The following is a 22,258-nucleotide window of genomic DNA, read 5'->3' on the forward strand; positions in this document are numbered from 1 at the left end:
AGATGCGCGGAGTTGGTGAGGCGAGCGGCCCGACCCGCGAAAGAATGGTTTCAGGGGCGCCCCCCGGGTGGGTGGGGGTCTGTCCTCAGCCCACCCCCGGCAGCACCCCCACCCCCCACCCCCGCTCCTCATCCCCCAGCCACGCCCGCGCCCCCTCCGCCCCCACCGTGAGCCCGAACTCCCCGTACCCCGGCCGCCCCGCCGCCTGCCACCACCGATAGGCGGCCTCCACCTCGTGCCACAGCTTCCGCTCCCCGTACTGAAGCACCGTCGATTCCGCGTCGGGCCGCAGCAGCAGGCACGCCCACGAGCCCGTGCCGCCCGTGTCGTGGAACCACACCGGCCGGCTGCCGTCGAGCTGCACCGTCGGCGCGACCGCCGTGGCGCAGCGCGGCACGCGCAGGCCGAGCGCGAAGCGCGCGCTGCCGAGCAGGTCGGAATCGAGGATGTCCGTGCCGATCCACGCCGAGGAACGGTGCGCCTTGGCGCTCGTCTCGCGCAGGTACTCGGCCCGCGCGCCGTCGCGCCAGCGCTGGCCCCGCGCCCGCGTGCACTCGACGGGCCGCAGGAAGCGTCCGCTCGCCGAGCGCCCGTCCTGGCTCACGCGCAGCGCCACGAGGACGTCGGCCGAGCAGAAGTTCGTCCCCCACGGCAGCACGATCAGCGCCCCGGGCGCGCTCTGCTCGATCCACGCGTACGGGACCTCGCGCAGCCCGCAGCAGGAGACGATCCTGTCGTACGGGGCCTGCGCGCCGTGCCCCGAGAGGCCGTCACCGACCCGCACCTCCGGGGTGAGCCCGAAGCGCCGCAGCCGCTGGCGCGCGAGCGCGGCCACGGACTCGTCGATCTCGAAGCTCGTCACGGCGGGCACGCCGAGCCGGTGCGCGAGCAGCGCGGTCGTCCACCCCGTGCCCGTCCCGACTTCCAGGACCCTTCCGACGCCCTCGCCGAGGCGGAGATCGGCGAGCAGCCCGAAGACGACGGAGGGCCCGAGCGCGGTCGACGTCGCGAGACGCCCCGGCGTCAGCCCCGTGTGCTCGCCGTCATCCCACTGGGTGACGATCGGCGCATCGCTGTCCGCGTACCCGTACCACGTGGCAGGGTCCCTGCTGCGCGACACCGGTACGTGCGCCCGCTGTTCGGCGTCCCACGGCCACATCAGGGGCGGCAGGAAGGCCGCACGCGGCACCTCCTCGTACGCCGCCCGCCAGTCCGGCGCGAGCACCCCCGTCGCGCTCATCCGCCGCCCGAGCCGCAGCCTCGCGTCCCGTTCCACACTGCCCCGCTCGCTCGTCACCACGTCCGCCCGACCTCCGTACGCTCGTACGGGTACGCGTGCGCGGCGTGGCGACGGACCGGTGGTAGGGGCATGACGGCACCTCTGTCTCTGGCTGAAGAGCACCCGTGGGGGATGTGAGTCAAACGCCGGAAAGGGCTTCCGGGGCACGGCACCGCCGAGGAACCACCCACCCCGCCGCGCGTTGACGCGGAGCCCGGCGGCTCACCGGGGACACGGATGTACGGGGGCGGGGCGACGGGACCGGGGAGGTGAACGCTGCGGGACACCCCCGCGCGGCAGCCGCGCGGAAGGCAACGGCGGTACGGTCCGCAGGCGGCCGACGTCCCGGCGGCGGTACGGGCACGGAGCGGCCTCCCCCTTCCCCGATAGGTCCGCTGACCTGCGCGGATCACCGCCGCGTGAACCCGTGCGGGTGCCGCGCGATGAGGACGCGGCAGTCGACGGCGCGGGAGTGGTCACCGGCGGCGATGGCCGCCCGCTCCTCGGCACGGAGGCGGTCGCAGAGTCGGCAGGGGAGGTCGGATTCGGGGGACTCGGGCGGGCGTTCATGGACGAGGCGCAGGGTCATGACGGTTCCTCTCCGTGGCGGTTTGGCTACCGGGGAGGTACACGGTGACCTAGCTTGGAGAACTACTCAACGTTGTGCCAACGGGTGGAAGGCGGGGAGGAACGCCCCTTGAACATCAAGAAGTTGAACCCGGACGCGGGGCCCTACGCGGCCTACGGAGCGCGTTTGCGCAAGGTACGGCAGGAGTTGGGGCTGCGACAGAAGGACGTGGCAAAGCGGGTGGGCTACGCCGAGTCGCACATGTCCGGCGTGGAAATCGCCGCGAAGAAACCAACACTCAATTTCTCGGTGGCGCTTGACACCGCACTGGGGCTCACGAACACCGAGCGGTCCTTCGAGCGCGAGTGGCGGAACATCACGTTCGGGGCCTTGCTGGAGGGGTTCCCCGAGTACCTGAAGCTCGAAGGGCGGGCGGTGGAGGTCCGAGCTTTCGAAACCGGCATAGTCCCGGGGCTGCTCCAGACTCCTGAATACGCCAGAGCACTGGCAGAAGCCGCAGTTCAGCGCGGTGCGATCACTGCGGAACTGGCGGAACAACGTCTCCGTGCGCTCACCGAACGCCAGCAGGCAGTACAGGGCGAGCGTCCACCCATGATCTTCGCGGTGTTGGACGAGAGCTGCATCCGCCGCACTATCGGCGGCCCGGAAGCCATGAAAGCTCAGCTACGTCACCTGGTGGACTTCGCGGCCTTCCCCAACACGGTGCTTCAGGTCATTCCCTTCTCCGTCGGGGAGAGGCGACCGCTTGACCTGCCCACCAATCTGCTGACTCTCCTGGATCGCAGCATCGTCTCGTATGCGGAGTCCCAGACGCAGGGGCACCTGGACCGCGAAATCACGTCTGTTGCCACGCTCATGACCGCCTACCATCAGGCGCAGGCCGTATCGCTTTCCCAAGCGGAGACTGTGGCCTTGATCGAACAGGCTGAAAGGGAACACCCGTGAGTAACGCGCCCCGCTGGTTCAAGTCCTCCTACAGCAACAACGGCGGAACCTGCATCGAGGTCGCCACCAACCTCGCCCCCGCCCACGGCATCATCCCGGTCCGTGACTCCAAGAACCCCGGCGGCCCCTCCCTCGCCCTTCACACGTCCGCGTTCACCGGGTTCGTCTCCGGTGTGAAGCGTGGCGACTTCGACGTCTGAGCCAACCTTCCGCGTCCCGAAGCCCCGTCGCCCCGCGCAGGACGGGGCTTCGCGCGGTGCGGGGCGGGGCATACCTCCCGGCAGGGCTCAACTCGACGAGCGGGAGGCCGGGATGGCGGAGTGGCGCAAGTCCACGTACAGCGACAACGGTGGGAGCTGCGTGGAAGCGGTGGCGGACTGGCGTACGTCCTCGTACAGCAACAACGGCGGCCAGTGTGTGGAGGTCGCCACCAACACCCCCCACGCGATCCCCGTCCGCGACTCCAAGAACCCCGCGGGACCCCACCTCCGCCTCACCCCCACCGCCTTCACCACCTTCGTGACAAGCGTGCAGCGCGAGGAGTTCGGGGCGGCCTGAGCCCCCGCTGCCCCGGGAGGCTCGGCAGACCCGTTGCGTTCGAGACCGGCATCGAGTCGCGGTCCCCGGGAGGGCGGGCCCGTCCCTACGCGCCCGGCGGGAGGCGGCCCGTGGGCGTGCACCGCGGAGCCGTAGGACGCCGACCAGAGAGGGAGCGCCACCCAACACGCGTACTACACGGGCGAAATGAGTCTGGTCGGCGTAGCTCGTGCGGTGAGCGACCTGGGTGAAAGGGAGACCGGCGCGGGCGCGCTGGAGCGCGTGCCCGAGGCGCAGGATGCGGGCGAGGGTCTTCGGGCCGTAGCCGAAGGCGTCCAGGCAGCGGCGCCGCAAGTGCCGCTCGCTCAGCGCTAGTTCGCGCGCACGGTCGGGGACAGCGAGGCCGCGCCGGACCCCGGCGAGCACCGTCTCCGGCACTCGGTCGTGCGCGATCCGCCCGTACAGGGCCGAGGCGGCCACCGCCTCCAGCGCGGCCGTACGATCGACGGACTCCCCCCACGCGCCCGGCGGGTTCCCGCGCCCTCCGCCGTGTCCACAAGCCCGCCGACGGTACCCGACTCTGCCACCGCGTCCACAGCGCTGCCCCCAGCACGGCCGAAGAAGCCGCTCCCGATACACAACCCCGTACCGGCCGGACTCCGGCCCGAATACGCTGCTCTCCCCGGACGACGGGGAGAGGGGCAGAGGGTGGACGCGGACGAGGCCTTGCGGCTCGCGAGGGCGTTTCTGGCGCGCGACCAGCGCCGGGACGAGCCACCTCTCGCCATCGACACAGAGCAGGTCCGAGTAGGCAATGGGCTCTTGATCGCGCCCTACAACTCCGTGCGCTACCTCGCCTCGCGCAAGCCGAGAGAACAGTTGCTCGGCTGCTGGCCCATCCTCGTCGACCTTGGAAGCGGGGAAATACGGTTCGGGTCCCTGGAGGAACGACATCTGTGGCGGACTACGCAGGAGTGACGCAGCCCCGGCCGACCGTCTAGCCTGCGCGGAATGACCGACTCAGCGGCCCAAGCGATCGACGTTCGAGCCGTGTTGTTCGACTCGGGTGGGTGCTCACGCGGCCCATCGGGGGGCGGTGGAATCCGCGCGCCGACTTCGAGGAGACCGTTCGCGGCACGCGTCCTCGGTCACGCGCGAGCGCTTCGCCGAGGCGATAGCGGTGGGTGAGGGATTTCTCGCGGAGGCGGCGGGGACACCGGATCATGACGACTACCACCGCGTACTGCTGCGGGAGTTGGGCGTACCCCCGAGCACTGTTCTGCTCGCGGAGCTGCGGCGGGAGGTGCCTGCGATGAAGGTGCTTGAGCTGTATTCGGACGTGCTGCCGACGCTCGCGGAGCTGAAGCGGCGCGGGGTGCGCCTCGCCGTGGTGTCGGACGCGTGGCCGAACCTGCCCGATCTGCACGAAGGGCTGGGCATCCGGGGCTACTTCGAGGTGTACGCGATCTCGGCGGTGCTCGGCTGCGAGAAGCCCGACCCACGCATGTACCACCACGCGAGCGAAGCCCTTGGCCTGGAGCCCGCGCAGTGCCTTTTCGTCGATGACACCCCCGAGTTGGTCACGGCGGCGACAGAGCTGGGCTACGCCGGGCGGTTTCTAAACCGCGCGGGAACGTCCGGCGACGTGCCGTCGATCGCTTCCCTCACCGATCTCCTGCCCCTCGTCTGACGAAAGCCCCTTCCGCGCGGCGGAGGACGATCTCGACGGGCGCACGGACCCCACAAGCGCGGAGGGGGTCGATCAGGACCTCGGCGAGCCACGCCGCGCCCTCGGGGGCGACCACTCCGGTACCACGCAGTCCAGCGGTACGGCCTCCGCCACGCCCGCGGAGCCGGTGTCGAGCGGGTGCACCGGGTCGAGGAGAACACGCCCGGCACAGGCGGAAAACCCCTTGCACGCGGCCCGCTCCGCTGAGAGGTTCCCCCGGTGGACGATGACGTGATCATGCTGCGCAGGGCCGGGGAATCCGACGCGCGAGGGGCGGCGGAGGTGTGGTTGCGGTCGTTCGCCGCCGCGCTGCCGGGGGTGCGGCGGGCGCACTCGGATGACGAGGTGCGGGCGTGGTTCGCGTACGTCGTGGTGCCCGAGCTGGAGACATGGGTCGCGGAGACGGATGGCGGTGACCTCGTAGGCGTACTGGCGCTTTCGGAGGAGGAGTTGGAACAGCTCTACCTCTCCCCCGAGGTGCGCGGGCAGGGGCTCGGTGACCGGTTCGTGGCGCTTGCCAAGGAGCGGCGGCCGGCCGGGCTCGACCTGTGGACCTTCCAGGCCAACGCGCCCGCGCGCCGTTTCTACGAGCGGCACGGCTTCGTGGTGGCCGAGGAGACGGACGGAACGCGGAACGAGGAGAAGGAGCCGGACATGCGGTACGTGTGGCGACCGTGAGCGAGCAACCGCCGCCCGGCGGCGTGGAGGTGGACGAGGCGCGGCTCGACACGGGCTGGGCCGGGGCGTGGCGTCCGGAGCAGGCGGCGGAGCGGCTGCGGGGCGTCGCGGCGCCGTGGTGCGTCGCGGCCGGGTGGGCGCTCGACCTGTTCCGGGGCGGCGCACCCTCGCGGCCCCACGGGGATCTCGAACTCGCCGTTTCAGAGGCGGGGTTCGCCGAAGTGGCGGCGCGCTTTCCCGAGTACGTGTGGGACGGCGTCGGGGACTGGCGGGTGTACCCCGGCTCGGGCCCGCTCCCCGGCTCGCACCAGACGTGGCTGCGCGACCCCGCGACGGACCGCTGGCTCCTCGACGTCTTCCGTGAGCCGCACGACGGCGGCACGTGGATCTGCCGCAGGGACCCGGCGATCCGTCTCCCGTACGCGGAGATCATCGCGCACACGGCGGACGGCATCCCGTACCTGATGCCGGAAGTAGTGCTGCTCTTCAAGGCGAAGGCGGCCCGGCCCAAGGACGAGGCGGACTTCGCGGGGGTGCTGCCGCTGCTCGGCACGGAGCGGCGGGAGCGGCTGCGAGGCTGGCTGGAGCGGGTGCACCCGGGGCATGGGTGGGGGGAGCGGCTGGGCTGAGGGGGGTGGGGAGGGAGGCGGGGGCCCGGCATGTGCGCAGGGGTCCGGCATGTGCGGACGGTGTTGCGTGGTGATTGTCGGTTCGGGGGTTGTGGACAACCGACGGTTCGCAGGGACGGCTCTCACTCGGAGGAGTGAGGCGTTGCGCGGGTTTCCCGGAGTTGTCCACAGATGTGGCGGGACGGGGCGGAGAGCGGGGACGGCTTTGAAAGACTGGTATCGGGGTCGCCCCCCTGGGAGGGCGGGGGCTGCCCTGAGCCAGGGGCCCGGCATACGGGCACCGCCCGGCATACGGCACCGTAGGCCGCCCGGCATACGCCACCGCCCGGCATACGCCACCGTCCGGCATACGGCGCCGCCCCGCATGCGGGACCGCCCGGCATACGCCCCCGGCCTACGGCACCGCCCGGCACACGGCGCCCCCGGCCTCCGCCTCCGCCCCCAACCCCACCCAGCCGGAGACCGTCCCACCCCGACCCGGCCGGACCGGAGCGCCGTCAACACCCCTGCCCGCAAAACCCCCTTCGGGTGAAGACTCGTCCATCGGGAGCAAAAAGCGGGCTGCCGGGCATTGTCCAGTTAGCACTGTCCGTAGCCGATCGATGGCTCTCCGACACCACCCGAAGGGACCCCGTGGGACTGTCACGCGCGTACGGAGGCCCCCTCACCGAGGGCCCCACACCCGCCTCCGCATCGGCCGAAGCGCCACCCCTGCCGTACCCGAGCGGCTGGGCGGCGCTCGCCTTCTCGGAGGACCTTCCGGTCGGCAAGGTCCTCACGCGGCCCCTCGCGGGCGAGGACGTCGTCCTCTACCGCCTGCGCTCGGGCGAGTTGCGCGCGATCCGCCCGTACTGCCCGCACCTCGGCGCGCATCTCGGGCTCGCGAAGCTCGAAGGCGACGACCTCGTGTGCCCCTTCCACGCCTTCGCCTTCGGCCCGGACGGCACCTGCGTCCGTACGGGATACGACACGCCGCCACCCCGCTCCCCGCTCAGCCGCCTTCACGTCCTGGAGGCGAACGGCGCGGTCTTCGTCTGGCGCCACCACGAGGACCGAGAGCCGTACTGGACGATCCCCGCCTGGCACGAGATCGGCCACCGCCCCGCCCGGCACGCCGCCTTCGAGTTCTCGGGGCACGCCCAGGAGGTCATCGAGAACTCGGTGGACTACGGGCACTTCGCGACGCTCCACGGCTGGAAGAAGGCCGAGGTCCTGGAGCCCCTGACGTACGACGGGGACACCTTTCACCTCACGATGCGCGCGACCGAGTCCGCCCCGCTCATCGGTGACTTCACCGTCGACGTGGACGTGCACGGGTACGGCCTCGCCTGCCTGCACGCCGATATGTACACGCCTCGCGTGGGCATGCGCATGTGCACGATGATCCTGCCGACGGCGATCGGCCCGAACCGCATGCAGTTCCGCCAGCGCAACCGGATCGCCTTCTCCGAGCCCGCCGGCCTTCCGGCCCCGGTGGCGAAGGCGGTGAGCCGCACGGCGGCGCGCCTCTTCGAGGGCCTGCTCTTCAGGTCGAACATCGAGTTCACGGCGGCGGACTTCCCGATCTGGGACACGAAGAAGTACGTGCAGCCGCCCAGGCTCGGCCAGGGCGACGGCCCGATCGGCCCCTTCCGCCGCTGGGCCAAGCGCTTCTACCCGCCCGAGCCTGCCTCCACGGTCGTCGCGGCCCGGGAGCCGGGGACGCGCGAGGGGGCGAGTCGCGTGATGCGGTAGGCGTCCCGTACGCAGAGGTTGAGCAGCGTCGCGAGCAGGATCAGGGCCGCGCACACGCACAGGACGGCGCCGTCGCTCCACAGGTGGGCGGCGAGCGCGACGAGGAGGTAGCCGAAGGGGATGGCGAGGCGTTCGCCGATGCCGTTGAAGGCGGACATGCGGCCGAGTTCGCCCTCGGGCACGTGGCTCTGGAAGGCCGTCGTCCAGGTCACGACGGAGACGTCGAGCAGCACTCCCGCGAGCACCGTGGCGCCGAGGACGTATCCGAGCGGGAGTCCGGCGGCGAGCGCGGCGAGCGGGAGAGCGAGCCCCGCGCTCGTGAGGATCGCGACGACGAGCAGCCGCCGGGGCCGCCAACGCAGGCACACGAGCGTCCCCGCGAGCAGCCCGCCCGCGAGTGCCGACTGCACGAGCCCCCAGTCCCTCGCCCCGCCGTAGCGCGCGGCGGCGACGAGGGGCCCGAGGAGCTGGAATCCCGCGAGCCAGGCCGCGACGACGACCGTCCCGGAGAGCGTGTACGTCCACAGCCACGTACGGCCCAGGAAGGCCCGCCAGCCCGTGCGCAGCTCGGCGAGCGGCCGGCCCACCGCGAGCGGCGCGGGGAGGTGGAGCCCGCGCAGCAGGACGGCGGCCACGGCGAAACTCGCCGCGTCCCAGGCGAGCGCCCAGGCGGGCCCGCTCGCCGCGACGAGCAGCCCGGCGGCGACGGGGCCGGTGAACCGGACGGCGTTGGTGGGCAGGCGCAGCAGTGTGTTGGCGCGCTGCGCGTGCTCCAGCGGCACGAGCTGGGGAATGGCCCCTTGGGCCGCGGGGATGCGGAGCGCCGCGGCGGTGCCGGAGACGAGCCCGCACACCGCGACCGTCGCCGTACTGGCGTACCCCGCGCCCACGAGGGCGGCGAGCACGCCCTGCGCGACGGCGGCGAGCGCGTTCCCCGCGAAGAGCAGCCGACTGCGGGACATCCGGTCGGCGAGCACCCCGCCGAGGACCACGAACACGACGGTCGGCACGGTATTCGTCGCCAGCACGACGCCGAGCGACCCGGCCCCGCCGCCCTGCCCGATGACGGCGTAGGCGAGCGCGAGCGGCGCCATCGCGGACCCGGTGGCGGAGACGAGATTCGCGAGGAGGAACCGGCGGAAGGGGGCGAGGCGGAGCGGGGAGACGGGGGTCGCGGTCATGTCCTCGGCGGGTGGTGGCGGGAGGGCGGCTGGCGGGGGTGAGCCCTGGCTCAGGAGCGGACGCGCAGGGGGCAGGCGCGCAGGGGCGGGTGCCCCCGGGGGCGGAGCGACACGGGTGACGGGCGCACGCTACTCCGCCCGCTCCCGGCCGGGGGCCCGATCCGGCCGCGCGTGTTCGTTCCGGATGCCGCGTTTGGTCGCGCGTGCTCCCCTGGGAAGGGGGTACCCGGGCGCACAGACCCCCGGCCCTCAGGGAAGGAGCCTTGCCATGGGCGAACCCGACGAGACCCGCGAGCGGCTCGACGCGATGCGGCAGAAGGCGCGCGAGCTGAGCGACAGCGCGGAGCACGAGAGCGATCCGAAGGAGCGGGAGCGACTGGCGCAGAAGGCACGCCGCCTGGAGTCGCTGAGCGAGCAGGAGAGCGACATGCGCAGCGGGGACATCTACCCGATCGAGTAGGCCCGGTCCCCGCGGGGGTTCTCCCCGCCCTGGCCCGTCGGGCAGCCTCATCGCCCGGCACGGGATGCTCCGCTTGGCTGGAGCGGCCCGCCACCCGTCCTGCCGTAAGTCCGCTCACGCGCTCCCGCGCCCTCTCCGCGCCGCGCCGCCCCGGCGTCCTCGCCGCGCTCACCGGACAGCATGAGTGCCGCCCCGGGCCCTAAACTGTCACCACAGCAGCACACCGAGCGCCACGGCCGCCGCGAGCAGCAGCGCCGGGACCCCGCCTTGACGACGTGGATGCGGAACCAGAAGTCCACTGTGCCGCGCAGCCCGGCCGGTTGCTCCGCGTCGCCGACGTTCCAGTGCGCGACGAAACCGCTCCGGAAGGTGGGCGGGACGTTGCTCAAGTGCACCGTGCCGCGCGCGAAGGCATTGCGAAGGCATTGGGGGCGGCGAAGAAGGCGACGACAGGTACGGGGGCGCTCGGCCTCTTCGCGCTCATGGCGAACGTGCAGGGCGCGGCGGCTCCCCTCTCTTCGCTGCTGACGATGCCCGGCGCGGACAACGCCACGCTCGCCCAGGTCGGCGAGCGCCTCGCCGCCGACCCGAGCGGCGCGCGCTCCCCCGTACTCGCCTTCATGATCGGCGACTTCGCGACCTACCACGCGGTCCACGCGGTCGCGGCGGCGCTCGTCGCCCTCGTAGCGGCCGTGCTCCTTCCTGCACCGCCGCCACGCTCCACTCCTCACCCCGGCCGCCACGGCGCTCGTCCTCGCTTTCGGGAATACGACGAGCACCCTCGACCCCCCGAGGCGCTGAGGGCTTTCACCTCCGGAAGCTGGCGAGCGGTCTCCGGAAGCTGGCGAGCGGTCTCCGGAAGCCGGCGGACGGCGCGGTGGTGGGCGGCGCGGTTCCGGCCAGGGCGGCGCTCATCCGTGACCCCGCCACCGCCCCCGGCTGCGGGGTCAGTGGCTCCACGGCGGGTTGATGGTGCTGCCGTCGGTCAGCTCGGCGCTGAGCCCTGCCCGGGTAGTGACCCACATGTGCGCGGTCTGGTCGGCGGAGTTGGCGACAGCCAGCTCGGAGCCCGCCGGAGCCACCGCCGCGTCACCGACGCCGAGCTCAGCGCTTTCGCCGCCGATGGTGAGCCGGAGGCGCCCGGACAGTACGTAGAACGTTTCCTCATGGCTGATCGTGTGGGTCGGAGCCACCGTTCCCGCCGGGATCTCGCATCGCCATGCGGCGAGATCCCGGGCGCCCGTGCCCGGCCGGAGGTAGGAGACGAATCGGGCGCCATGGACCTCGTGAACGACGACCTCTTCACTGCGAACGAAGGGCATACCAACTCCTCAAAGACAAGCTGCTTGCCAATGAAGACAAGCAGCTTGGCCAGTTATAGTCAAGCCCATGGATGACGCTCTGGCCCTCTCGGCACTCGTACTGGGGCTTTCGGGTCACTTGGTGCAGGAGATGCACGCTCGCGTGACCCAGCAGGGATTCGAGGACCTGCGGCCCGCGCACGGCTTCGCCTTTGCCCGCATCTCCCTGGGCGACGCCACGACGGCCTCCCTGGCCGAGCACCTGGGGGTGACCAAGCAGGCGGCGGCCCAGCTGGTCAAGGAGCTCGTCCACAGGGGGTACGTGGTACGCCATCCGCATCCGCACGACGCCCGCGCACGTCTCCTGGGACTGACCGAGGCCGGCTGGGCCGCCACCCGTGCCGCCGACGAGGCGGCTCGGGCTGCCATCGCACCATGGCGGCAGGCGCTGGGCGAGGCGCGCTTCGGTGAACTCGTCGCCGACCTGGCCCGGATCACACCCCAGGGACCGATCCGCCCCACCTGGTGAGCCCGTGGACCACCGACCACCGGGCGATCTGCCCGACGGCCCCTCAGGGGCGCCCCAGCATCCGCTGCCTCACTCCTGGAGGCTCCGTCGGCCGCCGCCCTCCGGCGCCAGGAGCCACCGCGCCGAAGGGCTGGTCAGGGGGCGGACCAGGCGGCGGACCGGGGGCGAGGCCAGGACGGTGGTCAGCGCGACGCCCGCCAGGAGGAGGGCGATCAGCTCGACCGTCGTGTCGGCCCGCTCGATGAGCCCCTTCTCGCGCAGCGGCATGATGACCAGCGGGTGCAGGAGGTAGACCGTGAAGCCGCCCGCTCCCATCGCGGAGATCAGCGGGAGGCGGCGCTTCGGGATCAGGCGCATGAGGCACAGGACGAGGAAGGCCGCCACCACCAGGACCGCGAGCCGTACGAGCCAGGCGCCCTCCATGCCGAGCCACGTGTCCGCCGTGTACGGGTGCCGCATCGACAGCCACGTGCCCGGGATGTCGCGGTGCCAGCGCCACGCCGCGAGGCCCGCGCCGAGCATCCCCGCGACCGCGAGCGGCAGGCTCCAGCGGCTCTCCAGCCACCCTCGTCCCAGGCCCTGGCCGAGCCGCCAGCCGAAGTAGAAGAGCGGCAGGTAGACGAGGGTGCGGCTCGCGGAGAACATCATGCCGAACTCGTCGAAGTAGCCGAGTGCGAGGGACACCGCCGTCGTCATGAGCAGTGGATACCGCAACTGCACGACGAGCGGCAGCAGCAGCCGCCAGCAGAACAGCGACATGAGGAACCACAGGGTCCACGGGAGCTGCGCGATGTGGAGCGTGAAGGGCTTGCCGAGCGCGTACGACTCCAGCGAGAACAGCAGGCTGAAGACGAGTGCGGGCAGCGCGATGGTGCGCAGGAGGTTGCGCAGGCGGCGGGGGTCGAGCGGGCCCGGACTGCTGAAGACCCCGGCGAGCACGACGAAGGCGGGGACGCGGAACGCCCAGGCGGCCACGTTGAAGGCGTGCAGCACGCCATGGCTGCTCATGATGCTGCCGATCGTGTGCAGGACCACGATGAGCGTCGCGGCGACGAAGCGCGTGTTGTCGTACCAGGGGTCGCGGGCCTTGGCGGCGGGAGGGGCCGGTACGGGGCCGGGGGTCGCCGGCTCGGGGTTCGCCGGGTCGGGGTTCGCCGGGTCGGCGGGTTTGGCGTGTCTCGGCGGGGCGCTCGTCATCGCGAGGGTCTCCTGCGGCACGGGGTGGCGGCAGGGTGCGGCCACCGAGGGAGAAACCTTTTCGGTGGCTGTGGAGCGCCCAGTGAGGAGAAACCGGGCGACGGGTGAACTTACAGTGTCCGGCAGGGGGTTCGCTCAGGTCGTGATGTCCTTCGTGCCCAGCCGCGCCCACGCCAGCGAGCCGAAGAGCGCCACGTAGACCGCCTGGAGTCCCAGGTTCCGCACGATGTCGTCCCACAGGAGGGGGTCGCGGACGAGGTCGGCGAAGGCGAGCCAGTGGTGCGAGAAGAAGTACGGCTGGAGCGCGGAGAGTTGTGGGATCACGTCGAGGATCTGGACGGTGATGACGAGCCCGACCGTCGTCGCCATCGCCGCGATGCCGCTGTTCGTCAGCGTCGAGACGAAGAGGCCGAGCGCGGCGACACCGAGCAGCGAGGCCGCCACGACGAGCGCGATGAGCAGCGCCCGCCAGAGCCCTTCGCCGAAGCCGATGCGCGTGCCGGAGATCGTCGTGAGGTCCCCGGCCGGGAAGAGCGCGAGCCCGGTGAGGAGGGCGGCGAGGGTCACGACGCCTGTGGCCGCCGCGCAGAACACCGCGACGGCCCCGTACTTCGTCAGGAGGAGTCTCGTCCGTCCGGCGGGCGCGACGAGCAGGTACCGCAGCGTTCCCGCGCTCGCCTCGCCCGCGACCGCGTCGCCCGCGACGACCCCGACCGCCATCGGCAGGAAGACGGGGAGCGTCGCGGCGAGCGCGGTGAAGACGAGGAAGAGGCCGTTGTGGGTGATCTGCGAGGCGAACGCCGGTCCGCCGCCGTGCGCGTCGGCACCGCCGCCCCCGCCGCCCGTCTCGATCCGCACGGCGATCCCGATGAGCACGGGGATCGCGGCGAGCACTCCGAGCAGGGCGAGGGTGCGGCCCCGGCGGAAGGTCGTGCGCAGCTCGCTGGCGAGGAGCCCGGAGCCGGGAAGGGAGGGGAAGGTACGGGTACGGGGCACGCCCGCGTCCCCAGCGGCCCCGCCCCCAGCGGCTTCGCGCCCGGCGGCCCCGCCCCCGGCCACCGGAGGCTCGACGCCCTCGCGTGCCGCGTCCGTCCCCGTCCTCGTCCCCGCGCGTTCAGCGTCCGCCATCGAAGCCCTCGCCCGTCAGTTCCACGAACCTCTCCTCCAAGGTGATCGCCTCTGTTCCGAAGGCCCGCACCCGTACCCCCGCGCCGACCAGCGCCGCGTTGAGCGCGGCCGGGTCGAGTCCGGCGGGTGGCTCACCGCTGAGCCGGTCGGGGCCGTCGGGGCGTACGTCCGCGACGCCGTGCGCCGCGAGGACCCTTGCCGCCTCCTCGGTGTCCTCCGTCGTCACGCTCACGCGGGCCGCGCGCGCCGCGAGCAGCTCGGCGACCGGGCCCTGGGCGCGCAGGCGGCCCGCCGCCATGACCGCGACGTGGTCGCAGACCTGCTCGATCTCGTCGAGCAGGTGCGAGGAGAGGAAGACGGTCGTGCCCTCGGCGGCCAGGGACCGCACGAGCGCGCGGATCTCGCGCATGCCCTGCGGGTCGAGTCCGTTGGTCGGCTCGTCGAGGACGAGGAGGCGGCGGGGGCGGAGCAGCGCGGCGGCCAGGCCGAGGCGCTGTTTCATGCCGAGCGAGTACGTGCGGGCCCTGCGGTGCGCGGCGGGGGCGAGCCCGACGCGCTCCAGGGCCTCGGTGACGCGCCGCTCGCGGTCGGCTCGGGACGCGGTGGGGTCGGCGGCGTCGAGACGGCGCAGGTTGTCGCGGCCCGAGAGGAAGCCGTAGAGCGCGGGGCCCTCGATGAGCGCGCCGACGTGCGGCAGCACGCGGCGTCCCGCGCCGGGCATCTCGCCGCCGAGCACGCGCGCGCGGCCCGCGCTCGGCGCGATGAGTCCGAGCAGCATCCGGATCGTCGTCGTCTTGCCCGAGCCGTTGGGCCCGAGGAAGCCGAACACGCTGCCTTCGGGCACACGCAGGCCGAGCCCGTCGACGGCGAGCCGGTCGCCGGGGTACCGCTTCGTCAGGCCCTCGGTCTCGATGACGAGGGGGCCTAGGGGGCCGAGGGGCTTGCCCGGGGCCAGGGCCGCCGTCGGGGTGACGGCGGCCCCTCCCGCTCTGGTGGGTCGTGCGCTCACTTCCGGGACTCGGCCGCCTTCACGAGCGTGTCCTTCGTCACCACGCCCGCGTAGGCGTGGCCGTCCTCGGTGAGGAGGACGTTGACGAGGCGCGTGGAGAAGAGGCGGCCGGTGCCGAAGGAGCCCTTGACCTCCTTGGCCAGGCCATCCATGAGCTTCCCGGCCTGCCCCGCGTCCCCGGAGGACAGGCCCGCGGCCGCCTCGGCCGGCAGGTCCAGGCGCGCGACGGTCGTCCAGCCCTCGCCGTAGGTACGGGAGCCGCCGAGCAAGGCCTTGAGCGCGCCGGTGTCGGGCGCGGCCGAACGGCTTGTGGGTGCCTGCTTCTTCGGCTCGGTGACCTCCGTGCCCTTGGGTGGCGTGAACGAGAACGCCTTCGCCTCCGGGGCGGTGAAGCTCACCTTCGTGAAGCCCGCCTCCACGACCGGTTCGCCGCCGTCGCGCGCGGTGAGCGCCGCCCGCAGCGGGGTGCCCGTCTTCGCGTCGACGAGGATGCGGACCGCCTTGACCGTGGAGCCGGACTGCTTCGGCTCGACGAGGAGCTGGTAGGCGTCGCGGCCCGCGACGCGCGCGGTGCCGTCCACGCGGACCGTGGTGTGCGCGTCGACCGCCTTGAGGGCCTGGTCGGCCAGCTCCTGCGGGGTGAGGGCGGTGTAGGGGGACCGCTTCTCGTGCTGCTGCCGCTCCGGTACGTCCAGGCGGACGGCCTTGTCGCTCGCGCTGTCGTAGGCCCAGGCGCGGGCGCCGTCGCGGATGATGCTGTACTCGGCCGCGTCCTCCAGGATCGAGAGGCGCTGGCGCTCGGGGCCGTCCGCCGCGAGGCGCAGCGTGTGCGTGCCGCTCGCCAGCTCGGTCAGCCTGGCCTGCGGGTCGGCGTCGCCGCCGCCCCTGCGGGCTCCGCCCAGGGCGCCGAGGGCCGCACCGTCGAGGCCGGGCAGGCCCAGGTCCGTGCTGACGCGTACCGTGCCGGAGAAGTGCTCCTCGTGGGCTCCCGCGAGCTTCGCCACGAGCTGGTGCGCCGTCAGCTCGGGCAGGTCGGGGTCGCCGCTGTCCGCGAGGGCCGGGACGAGGCCCACCGTGAGTGCGGTGACTCCCACGACCGCCGCCGGGACCGCGTACCGGGCCGCCTTGCGGCGTACCGCCCGGTACCGGGTGTCCTCCGGCCGGTTGCCCTCCGGCAGGTTCTCTTCCGCCTGTGCCGTCATCCGTGCCACCTCCGTCGCCATTCTCCCCCTGTAGGGGTTCCCGCAGGAGCGGTCAGTACCTATCCGACCAGAGCGGGGGCGACAAAGCGTCAGCCTGGGGGGCCAAAGTGACGTACCCCTGTGGGATGACGGCGTCAGGGATGTCCCGTACGACGTGAGGCGGACCGGAGCGGGCCGGGGTGGACGGGGGTGGGCCGGGGCGGGCTCAGCCCACCCGGTGGACCACCGCGTCGCACAGGTCGGCCAGCGAGGTGCGGGCCGGGGTGTCGGGGAGGGCCTGGAGGGTGGCGCGGGCGTCGTGGGCGTAGCGGGCCGTGTCCTCGCGGGCCTGCGCCAGCGCCGGGTGGACGCGCATGCGGGCCACCGCGTCCGCGAGTCTCGCGTCGTCGGAGAGGTCGCCGCGCAGCAGCGTGTCGAGTGCGACGTCCTCCGCGAGGCCGAGCCGCGCGATCCGTTCCCGCAACCGCAGCACGGGCAGCGTCGCGATGCCCTCGCGCAGGTCGGTGCCGGGCGTCTTGCCGGACTCGTAGCTGTCCGAGGCGATGTCGAGCACGTCGTCGGCGAGCTGGAAGGCTACGCCGAGGCGCTCCCCGTACTGCGCGAGGACCTCCACGACCTCCTCGCCCGCGCCGGACATCATCGCGCCGTACCGCGTCGCGACGGCGACGAGCGAGCCGGTCTTGCCGCTGAGCACGTCGAGGTAGTGGTCGACCGGGTCGCGGCCGTCCCGCGGCCCGGCGGTCTCCAGGATCTGGCCGGTGACGAGCCGCTCGAACGCCTCGGCCTGGATGCGTACCGCCTCGGGACCGAGACCCGCGAGGATCTGCGAGGCCCGCGAGAAGAGGAAGTCGCCCGTGAGGACGGCGACGGAGTTGTCCCAGCGTGCGTTGGCGCTCTCCACGCCGCGCCGCACCGTCGCCTCGTCCATCACGTCGTCGTGGTAGAGCGTCGCGAGATGGGTCAGCTCCACGACGACCGCCGAGGGGACGATGCCCGGGGCCTCCGGGTCGCCGAACTGGGCCGCGAGCATCACCAGGAGCGGCCGGAACCGCTTGCCCCCGGCGAGCACGAGGTGCTGGGCCGCCTCGGTGATGAACGGCACCCCGCTCTTGGTCGCGTCCAGCAAGCCTTCCTCGACAGCCGTCAACCCGGCCTGGACATCGGCTTCGAGAGCCTGGTCCCGCACGCTCAGCCCGAACGGCCCGACGACGGTCACGAAGGGTTCTCCTGTCTGCTGACGATCACACGGTGTGTCGATGTGTCGCTGCTGCCTCTCAAGGCAGCGTATCCGGTCCCCTTTCGATCACAGAGAGCGCCTGCCCGACCAGCACAGGCGGTATGCGACCGACACCGGTATGTTCGTGATCAACTCATATGAGCTGAAAGCGTTCCAAACCCGCGCGGGCCTACGCGGATCGCCCGGACCCGCGCGCAGGGACAGCTGTCGACCCTATCCGCCCCGGGGCCCATCCCCTCCGTACCCCCGTACGGGTCCCCCACCCCCGTCCGCGCGGGCTCGCCGCGCCCACCCCGCGTCACGGCCCGTACAGGCGCTCAAGGACCACGGCGACGCCGTCCTCCGTGTTGGCGCACGTCACCTCGTCGGCGACCGCGAGCAGCTCCGCGTGCGCGTTCGCCATCGCGACGCCGTGCCGCGCCCAGCCGAACATGGGGATGTCGTTCGGCATGTCGCCGAAGGCGATCGTGTCGGCGCCGGTGAGGCCGAGCAGCTCGGCGGCCCGTTCGAGGCCGTACGCCTTCGAGAGCCCCCGCGGCTGGAGCTCGACGGCGCCCGGGCCCGCCATCACGACGTTCACGAGGTCCCCGACGACCGCCCGCGCGACCCCGGCGAGCGCGTCCTCGGTGCGGCCGTCCGCCATCAGCAGCACCTTGCAGATCGGCCGGGACCACAACTCGGCGCGCCGCCGCACCCGTACGGAGGGCAGGGTCGGCGGCGGGGTGACGAAACCGGGCTCCATGAGCATGAGGCCGTCGCTGCCGTCCTGGTTGACGCCCGCGTACACCTGCCCCAGCTCCGCCTCGATCTTGCCGAGCGCCGTCTCGGCCAGCTCGCGCTCCATGCGGACGGAGTGCACGAGGCGCCCCGAGTCCGCGTCGTAGACCTGCGCGCCCTGGGCGCACACGGCGAGCCCCCGGTAGCCGATCGCGTGCAGGAGGGTGCGGGTCTGGGGGGCGGGGCGGCCCGTCACGACGATGTGCCGCGCGCCCGCGCGCCCGGCCCGCGCGAGCGCGGCTTTCGTGCGCACGGTGACCGTGTCCCGCTGGTCCCGCAGGAGGGTGCCGTCCAGATCGGTGGCGACGAGGGAGTACGGGGACGCTGCGGCCATGCGGCAAAGGATAAGGAGGGGAAGGGGGTGGCGGGAGGGGCGTGCCGAATGTGACGGGGGCATGGGCCCTCGTGCTCACCGGCATGGGCCCGGGGAGGCTCCGCCCCGGACGGGCCGGGTGGGGCCGCTCACCGGTGCGCGGCGTGCGAGTGGGTGGCCGGCCACGGGGACGTACGCGGTGCCGCGGACGAAGCGCGTGCCGGGGCCGTACGAGGCCGCCGCCGGGAGCCCGGTGAAGGAGCCCCCCGAGGGCCCCGGCGTCCACGCGGTAGCCCGTCGCCGCGCGCACGCGAGCGGCGACGGGCCTCCTCCGTACGGCCGTCCGGGCCCCTCGTCCCCGCGGCGAGTTCTTCGTCCTTCCGGGTGACGGCCTCGACGGCCCGTACCTCCCGACATGTGCAGCAGGCGTCGCGCCCGCGCTCAGTCGTCCCTCGCGGGGCCCGAGTGCGCTGTCCCGCCCGGTACTTCGACCGCCCTCGCGAACCGTTCGGCGAGGGCCGCGACCTCCGCGCGCAATTCCTCGCCGCCCTCGACCCGGAAGCCGAACGGCACCCGGGCGAGCCATTCGCCCGCGTACATGGCGGGGTTGCGCGTGCTCCCGACGAGGACGCAGGAGCGCTCGTCGAGCGCTTCGAGCCGGCCCATGTGCGGCCGGAGCCAGGGCGCGACGTCGGCGAGCGGCGCGCGGAAGACGACGCGGGTGGCGAACTCCCAGCCCAGGCCGAGGTGTTCCTCCAGAGCGGCGACAGGATCGAGGTCCTGGGGCGGCGTGAAGCGCCCGCTCGTCCCGCGGACCGCGCGGATGCGGTCGACGCGGTACGTGCGGACGGCGGCGGCGCGGTGCGAGTGGCACAGGAGGTACCAGCGGCCCTGGCGCACGACGAGCGCCCAGGGGTCGACCTCGACCTCCGCGTCGTCGCGGTAGCCGAGCGCGACGCGGCGGCGGGCCGCGACGGCCCCGGCGAGTTCGGCGGTGAGAACGGGATCGGGGCGGGTCGCGTACGGATCGGGCACGGCCGCCGCGTAGGCGCCGAGCAGCGCGGCCTGGCGCCCGACCTCCGCCGGGAGCGCCCGCACGACCTTCCCGAGCGCGGTCGCGACCAGCTCGGGCCGCCCGCCGAGCACCGCCATCACGAGCCCGAGCGCCTCCTCCTGCGTGAACCGCACGGGCGGGAGCCGCGCGCCCCGCCCGAGCCGGTACCCGCCGCCCGGCCCCGGCACGGACTCGACGGGCACGCCCGCCTCGCGCAGCATCCCCACGTACCGGCGCACCGCCCGCTCCGTCACCCCGAGCCGCCCCGCCAGTTCCCCGGCCCCGATCCCGGGCCGCTCCCACAGGAGGTCGAGCGTGCGCAGGGCGCGGGCGGTGGGGGTGAGGTCGGGGGGCATGAGGGGAGGCTAGGGCCTGTGGGGCGGGGAGCCGGGTGCGGGGACCGTCGTGGGGCGGGCGGGGACGCGGCGGGCGGGCGGTTTCGCGGGGCGGGAAATCGCGGCACGAAATCGTCCGGGTCCGCGCCTACGGTGGGGGCTCTCGGTCGCGCGCATCGGCGCCCGGGTCGGTCGCCCGGGGCGGTCGAGCGGATCGGTCGCCCGGGTCGGTTACTCGAAGGGGAACGGCATGGACGTGGTGCTTCTCGGTGGGCTGTGGCTCGACGGTAGGGCGTGGGACCGGGTGGTGCCCGAGCTGGCGGCGCTCGGGCACCGGGCCGTACCGGTGACGCTGCCGGGGCAGGGGGACGGGAACGGCGCGGCCACCCTCGACGACCAGCTCGACGCCGTGCTCGCCGCCGTGGACGCGGCGGCGGGGCGGGTGCTCGTCGTGGGGCACTCCGCCGCGTGCGGGCTCGCCTGGCTCGCCGCCGACCGACGGCCCGAGAAGGTCGCGAAACTCGCGCTGGTCGGCGGCGCGCCGGTCGCCGACGGGAAGCCGTACGCGGCCTTCTTCGAGGTACGGGACGGGGCGATGCCCTTCCCGGGCTGGGAGCCCTTCGCCGGGCCGGACTCCGACGACCTCGGCGAGGAGGGTCGCCGCGCCTTCGCCGCCGCCGCGGTCCCCGTGCCCGAGGGCGTGGCGCGCGGCACGGTCCGCCTCACGGACACCCGCCGCTACGACGTCCCCGTGCTCCTCGTCTGTCCCGAGTTCTCTCCCGCCCAGGCCCGCGAGTGGCTCGCGGCCGGGGAGATCCCCGAACTCCCCCTCGCCAAGCACCTCGACTACGCCGACCTCGACTCGGGCCACTGGCCGATGTTCACCCAGCCGGCCGCGCTGGCCCGCGTCCTGGCGCAGGCGGCGGACACGGCGGGCTGAGGACGGCGGAGGCGGGGGGCTGAGGGCGGGGGCGGGTTGTAGGCGGGGCGTGGGGTTCGCCTGGGCGGTGGTCGGACGGGGGTCGGCCCCCGCTCCTGCGACGCCCTCCGCCTCGGACGTCGCCCCCGCCTCCGGTACGCCTCCGTCAAGGTGCCGGGCCTCAGTGGCTTCCCCGGCGGAGGTCCCGGACGTACCGCTCGACGGAGACGCCGTCCCGGCCGGGTGCCCGCCCCCCGGGGGGCGAAACCGGCCCGGCGCGCGACCGCCGCGGAGGCGCGGTTCTCCGGCTCCACCTGGATCACCGCCTCCGCTCCGCCCTCCCCCGCCGCGTACCCGCACACGATCCGCACCGCCCGGGTGGCGAGGCCGCGCCCCCGCCAGGCCGGGATAGAGGCCGTAGGCGACGTTCACCTGCCCCGCTCCCAGCCCGTCCCCGGCGAACCGCGCATCGACCGTCCCCGCGAGCACTCCGCCCACCCGGACACCGAACGCGCGGAGGCAATGCCGGAAGTACGCCGCGACGCCCTCCCGCGTCCCCGGCCCACCGTTGAGCCACCGCACGAGCGCTTCGTCCTCGCCCGCGAGGTGGGCCGCCACGTCCTCCGGCCGCAGGGGCGACAACGTCACGGTTCCGTCCGTCAGCCTCACTTCACGCATCCCGCGATGACGCGGCGCCCGGCCCCTCCCCCACCACCGGGTCCCGTACCGGCGAAACGTCACGGCAGGTCAATCCCGTACCGCCCCGTTCACTCGTTCATAAGCGCTTTCCGGGCATCCGGCCGATACGCTGGCGAAAGTCGTCCAGACTTCGGCCCATGGGAGCCCTGATGAGCATCGACCCGATCGAGCCCCCGGCGGCGCGAAACGCGTGGCCGGTGCCTCCGCGCGGCGGGTGGACCGCCGACGACCTCGACACACTCCCGGACCTGCCTCCGCACACGGAGCTGATCGACGCGAGCCTTGTCTTCATGACCCCGCAAACCTGGTTTCACATGGACTCGGTGGACCTTCTTTACGGGCACTTCCGCGACCGCGCGCCCGAAGGGCTGCGTCCAGCACGGGAGTTCACAATCGACATCGATCCGCACAACCGTCCTGAGCCGGACGTGATCGTCTTCCGCGTGGCGGACGCCGAGGAGGCCGGGCCGACCCGGTTGCCCGCATCGGCCGTCGTCCTCGCGGTCGAGGTCGTCTCCGGGGAATCGGTGACCCGGGACCGGGAGACCAAGCCGCTCAAGTACGCCCGCGCGGGCATTCCGCACTACTGGCGGGTGGAGGACACGGGGAACCACGCCGTCGTCTACGCCTTCGAGCTGGAACCCGCGACGGGCGCCTACGTCAGTACCGGCATCTTCCATGAGCGGATGAAGGTGACCGCGCCCTTCGACATGGACCTGGACCTCACGGTGATCAGCCGAAGGCCGGGGCACTGACACTCCCCCAGTGCCCCCTGGGGGCGCCCGCCAGGCGCCCCC

General features: G+C 73.2%; 23 protein-coding genes and 1 pseudogene. 11 read left to right on the forward strand and 13 right to left on the reverse strand.

Annotated elements, in window-relative coordinates; all coding sequences use genetic code 11:
- Nucleotides 1-85: 85 nt before the first annotated feature.
- Nucleotides 86-1,300, reverse strand: a complete 1,215-nt coding sequence (locus ACIP4O_RS28370) for a methyltransferase domain-containing protein (RefSeq protein ID WP_401578765.1) — start codon at nucleotides 1,298-1,300, stop codon at nucleotides 86-88.
- A 388-nt stretch (nucleotides 1,301-1,688) separates the two neighbouring features.
- Nucleotides 1,689-1,868 carry a hypothetical protein gene (locus ACIP4O_RS28375; RefSeq protein ID WP_401578767.1) on the reverse strand — a complete coding sequence of 60 codons (180 nt, stop codon included), beginning with the start codon at nucleotides 1,866-1,868 and terminating at the stop codon, nucleotides 1,689-1,691.
- A 108-nt stretch (nucleotides 1,869-1,976) separates the two neighbouring features.
- Here ACIP4O_RS28375 and ACIP4O_RS28380 point away from each other — a divergent pair, with 108 nt between their 5' ends.
- From ACIP4O_RS28380 to ACIP4O_RS28390, 3 genes are all read left to right on the forward strand, one after another.
- Nucleotides 1,977-2,813 carry a helix-turn-helix transcriptional regulator gene (locus tag ACIP4O_RS28380; RefSeq protein WP_093814203.1) on the forward strand — a complete coding sequence of 279 codons (837 nt, stop codon included), beginning with the start codon at nucleotides 1,977-1,979 and terminating at the stop codon, nucleotides 2,811-2,813.
- Entirely contained in the window at nucleotides 2,810-3,013 is a 204-nt protein-coding gene (locus ACIP4O_RS28385; protein WP_093814204.1) for a DUF397 domain-containing protein, read from the forward strand. The genes ACIP4O_RS28380 and ACIP4O_RS28385 overlap by 4 nt, the downstream gene beginning before the upstream one ends.
- A gap of 112 nt (nucleotides 3,014-3,125) precedes the next feature.
- Nucleotides 3,126-3,371 (forward strand): DUF397 domain-containing protein, encoded by a 246-nt coding sequence (locus tag ACIP4O_RS28390; RefSeq protein WP_401578769.1) that lies wholly within the window; start codon nucleotides 3,126-3,128, stop codon nucleotides 3,369-3,371.
- Nucleotides 3,372-3,599: 228 nt separating this feature from the next.
- Here the strand turns inward: ACIP4O_RS28390 and ACIP4O_RS28395 are convergent.
- Nucleotides 3,600-4,304 (reverse strand): annotated as a pseudogene (locus tag ACIP4O_RS28395) (hypothetical protein); the annotation flags it as partial.
- Nucleotides 4,305-4,530: 226 nt separating this feature from the next.
- Between ACIP4O_RS28395 and ACIP4O_RS28400 the strand changes: the two are divergent.
- From ACIP4O_RS28400 to ACIP4O_RS28415, 4 genes are all read left to right on the forward strand, one after another.
- Nucleotides 4,531-5,040: an HAD family hydrolase gene (locus ACIP4O_RS28400; protein ID WP_401578771.1), complete on the forward strand. Its 510-nt coding sequence runs from the start codon at nucleotides 4,531-4,533 to the stop codon at nucleotides 5,038-5,040.
- A 258-nt stretch (nucleotides 5,041-5,298) separates the two neighbouring features.
- Nucleotides 5,299-5,757, forward strand: coding sequence for a GNAT family N-acetyltransferase (locus ACIP4O_RS28405; RefSeq protein WP_401578773.1), 459 nt, complete (start codon nucleotides 5,299-5,301; stop codon nucleotides 5,755-5,757).
- On the forward strand, nucleotides 5,745-6,386 hold the full coding sequence (locus tag ACIP4O_RS28410) for a hypothetical protein (RefSeq protein ID WP_401578775.1): 642 nt from the start codon (nucleotides 5,745-5,747) through the stop codon (nucleotides 6,384-6,386). Before ACIP4O_RS28405 ends, ACIP4O_RS28410 begins: the two co-directional genes overlap by 13 nt.
- Nucleotides 6,387-7,019: 633 nt before the next feature.
- Nucleotides 7,020-8,120, forward strand: coding sequence for a Rieske 2Fe-2S domain-containing protein (locus ACIP4O_RS28415; protein WP_401578777.1), 1,101 nt, complete (start codon nucleotides 7,020-7,022; stop codon nucleotides 8,118-8,120).
- On the opposite strand, the gene ACIP4O_RS28420 is transcribed toward ACIP4O_RS28415, so the two are convergent.
- Nucleotides 8,039-9,301, reverse strand: coding sequence for an MFS transporter (locus ACIP4O_RS28420; protein WP_401578779.1), 1,263 nt, complete (start codon nucleotides 9,299-9,301; stop codon nucleotides 8,039-8,041). The two genes, ACIP4O_RS28415 and ACIP4O_RS28420, sit on opposite strands and share 82 nt — an antisense overlap.
- Before the next feature lie 268 nt (nucleotides 9,302-9,569).
- On the opposite strand from ACIP4O_RS28420, the gene ACIP4O_RS28425 reads away from it, so the two are divergent.
- Nucleotides 9,570-9,761, forward strand: a complete 192-nt coding sequence (locus ACIP4O_RS28425; protein ID WP_401578780.1) for a DUF6381 family protein — start codon at nucleotides 9,570-9,572, stop codon at nucleotides 9,759-9,761.
- Nucleotides 9,762-10,708: 947 nt separating this feature from the next.
- Here the strand turns inward: ACIP4O_RS28425 and ACIP4O_RS28430 are convergent.
- Nucleotides 10,709-11,083, reverse strand: coding sequence for a cupin domain-containing protein (locus ACIP4O_RS28430; RefSeq protein ID WP_401578782.1), 375 nt, complete (start codon nucleotides 11,081-11,083; stop codon nucleotides 10,709-10,711).
- Between the two features lie 67 nt (nucleotides 11,084-11,150).
- On the opposite strand from ACIP4O_RS28430, the gene ACIP4O_RS28435 reads away from it, so the two are divergent.
- Nucleotides 11,151-11,591: a MarR family winged helix-turn-helix transcriptional regulator gene (locus tag ACIP4O_RS28435; RefSeq protein ID WP_401578784.1), complete on the forward strand. Its 441-nt coding sequence runs from the start codon at nucleotides 11,151-11,153 to the stop codon at nucleotides 11,589-11,591.
- A gap of 69 nt (nucleotides 11,592-11,660) precedes the next feature.
- On the opposite strand, the gene ACIP4O_RS28440 is transcribed toward ACIP4O_RS28435, so the two are convergent.
- The 7 genes from ACIP4O_RS28440 to ACIP4O_RS28470 form a co-directional block, all read right to left on the reverse strand.
- Nucleotides 11,661-12,833, reverse strand: a complete 1,173-nt coding sequence (locus tag ACIP4O_RS28440) for an acyltransferase family protein (RefSeq protein ID WP_401578786.1) — start codon at nucleotides 12,831-12,833, stop codon at nucleotides 11,661-11,663.
- A 90-nt stretch (nucleotides 12,834-12,923) separates the two neighbouring features.
- Nucleotides 12,924-13,916, reverse strand: a complete 993-nt coding sequence (locus ACIP4O_RS28445) for an ABC transporter permease (protein ID WP_401578788.1) — start codon at nucleotides 13,914-13,916, stop codon at nucleotides 12,924-12,926.
- The gene (locus ACIP4O_RS28450) at nucleotides 13,903-14,925 is read right to left on the reverse strand and encodes an ABC transporter ATP-binding protein (protein ID WP_401578790.1); all 1,023 of its coding nucleotides are present in this window, start codon (nucleotides 14,923-14,925) and stop codon (nucleotides 13,903-13,905) included. Before ACIP4O_RS28450 ends, ACIP4O_RS28445 begins: the two co-directional genes overlap by 14 nt.
- Nucleotides 14,922-16,148, reverse strand: a complete 1,227-nt coding sequence (locus ACIP4O_RS28455) for an outer membrane lipoprotein carrier protein LolA (RefSeq protein ID WP_401578792.1) — start codon at nucleotides 16,146-16,148, stop codon at nucleotides 14,922-14,924. The genes ACIP4O_RS28450 and ACIP4O_RS28455 overlap by 4 nt, the downstream gene beginning before the upstream one ends.
- 184 nt (nucleotides 16,149-16,332) lie before the next feature.
- The gene (locus tag ACIP4O_RS28460) at nucleotides 16,333-17,343 is read right to left on the reverse strand and encodes a polyprenyl synthetase family protein (protein WP_401578794.1); all 1,011 of its coding nucleotides are present in this window, start codon (nucleotides 17,341-17,343) and stop codon (nucleotides 16,333-16,335) included.
- A 319-nt stretch (nucleotides 17,344-17,662) separates the two neighbouring features.
- The gene (locus tag ACIP4O_RS28465) at nucleotides 17,663-18,475 is read right to left on the reverse strand and encodes an HAD family hydrolase (RefSeq protein WP_401578796.1); all 813 of its coding nucleotides are present in this window, start codon (nucleotides 18,473-18,475) and stop codon (nucleotides 17,663-17,665) included.
- A 420-nt stretch (nucleotides 18,476-18,895) separates the two neighbouring features.
- Entirely contained in the window at nucleotides 18,896-19,864 is a 969-nt protein-coding gene (locus ACIP4O_RS28470) for a helix-turn-helix transcriptional regulator (RefSeq protein WP_401578798.1), read from the reverse strand.
- A 229-nt stretch (nucleotides 19,865-20,093) separates the two neighbouring features.
- Here ACIP4O_RS28470 and ACIP4O_RS28475 point away from each other — a divergent pair, with 229 nt between their 5' ends.
- Nucleotides 20,094-20,783, forward strand: coding sequence for an alpha/beta fold hydrolase (locus ACIP4O_RS28475; protein ID WP_401578800.1), 690 nt, complete (start codon nucleotides 20,094-20,096; stop codon nucleotides 20,781-20,783).
- Here the strand turns inward: ACIP4O_RS28475 and ACIP4O_RS28480 are convergent.
- On the reverse strand, nucleotides 20,690-21,133 hold the full coding sequence (locus ACIP4O_RS28480) for a hypothetical protein (RefSeq protein ID WP_401578802.1): 444 nt from the start codon (nucleotides 21,131-21,133) through the stop codon (nucleotides 20,690-20,692). The genes ACIP4O_RS28475 and ACIP4O_RS28480 overlap by 94 nt on opposite strands.
- 465 nt (nucleotides 21,134-21,598) lie before the next feature.
- Between ACIP4O_RS28480 and ACIP4O_RS28485 the strand changes: the two genes are divergently transcribed.
- A complete protein-coding gene (locus tag ACIP4O_RS28485; protein WP_401578804.1) occupies nucleotides 21,599-22,216 on the forward strand; it encodes a Uma2 family endonuclease in 618 nt (205 codons plus the stop codon).
- Nucleotides 22,217-22,258 lie beyond the last annotated feature (42 nt).

The organism is Streptomyces sp. NPDC088923, from assembly GCF_044749745.1.
Lineage (GTDB): Bacteria > Actinomycetota > Actinomycetes > Streptomycetales > Streptomycetaceae > Streptomyces.

Bases quoted from the DNA above. Each gene is read 5' to 3' on its own strand.
- ACIP4O_RS28470 (WP_401578798.1), bottom strand. From the start codon at position 19,864: ATGCCCCCCGACCTCACCCCCACCGCCCGCGCCCTGCGCACGCTCGAC.
- ACIP4O_RS28455 (WP_401578792.1), bottom strand. From the start codon at position 16,148: ATGGCGACGGAGGTGGCACGGATGACGGCACAGGCGGAAGAGAACCTG.
- ACIP4O_RS28420 (WP_401578779.1), bottom strand. From the start codon at position 9,301: ATGACCGCGACCCCCGTCTCCCCGCTCCGCCTCGCCCCCTTCCGCCGG.
- ACIP4O_RS28445 (WP_401578788.1), bottom strand. From the start codon at position 13,916: ATGGCGGACGCTGAACGCGCGGGGACGAGGACGGGGACGGACGCGGCA.
- ACIP4O_RS28435 (WP_401578784.1), top strand. From the start codon at position 11,151: ATGGATGACGCTCTGGCCCTCTCGGCACTCGTACTGGGGCTTTCGGGT.
- ACIP4O_RS28485 (WP_401578804.1), top strand. From the start codon at position 21,599: ATGGGAGCCCTGATGAGCATCGACCCGATCGAGCCCCCGGCGGCGCGA.
- ACIP4O_RS28425 (WP_401578780.1), top strand. From the start codon at position 9,570: ATGGGCGAACCCGACGAGACCCGCGAGCGGCTCGACGCGATGCGGCAG.
- ACIP4O_RS28475 (WP_401578800.1), top strand. From the start codon at position 20,094: ATGGACGTGGTGCTTCTCGGTGGGCTGTGGCTCGACGGTAGGGCGTGG.
- ACIP4O_RS28465 (WP_401578796.1), bottom strand. From the start codon at position 18,475: ATGGCCGCAGCGTCCCCGTACTCCCTCGTCGCCACCGATCTGGACGGC.
- ACIP4O_RS28430 (WP_401578782.1), bottom strand. From the start codon at position 11,083: ATGCCCTTCGTTCGCAGTGAAGAGGTCGTCGTTCACGAGGTCCATGGC.
- ACIP4O_RS28375 (WP_401578767.1), bottom strand. From the start codon at position 1,868: ATGACCCTGCGCCTCGTCCATGAACGCCCGCCCGAGTCCCCCGAATCC.
- ACIP4O_RS28390 (WP_401578769.1), top strand. From the start codon at position 3,126: ATGGCGGAGTGGCGCAAGTCCACGTACAGCGACAACGGTGGGAGCTGC.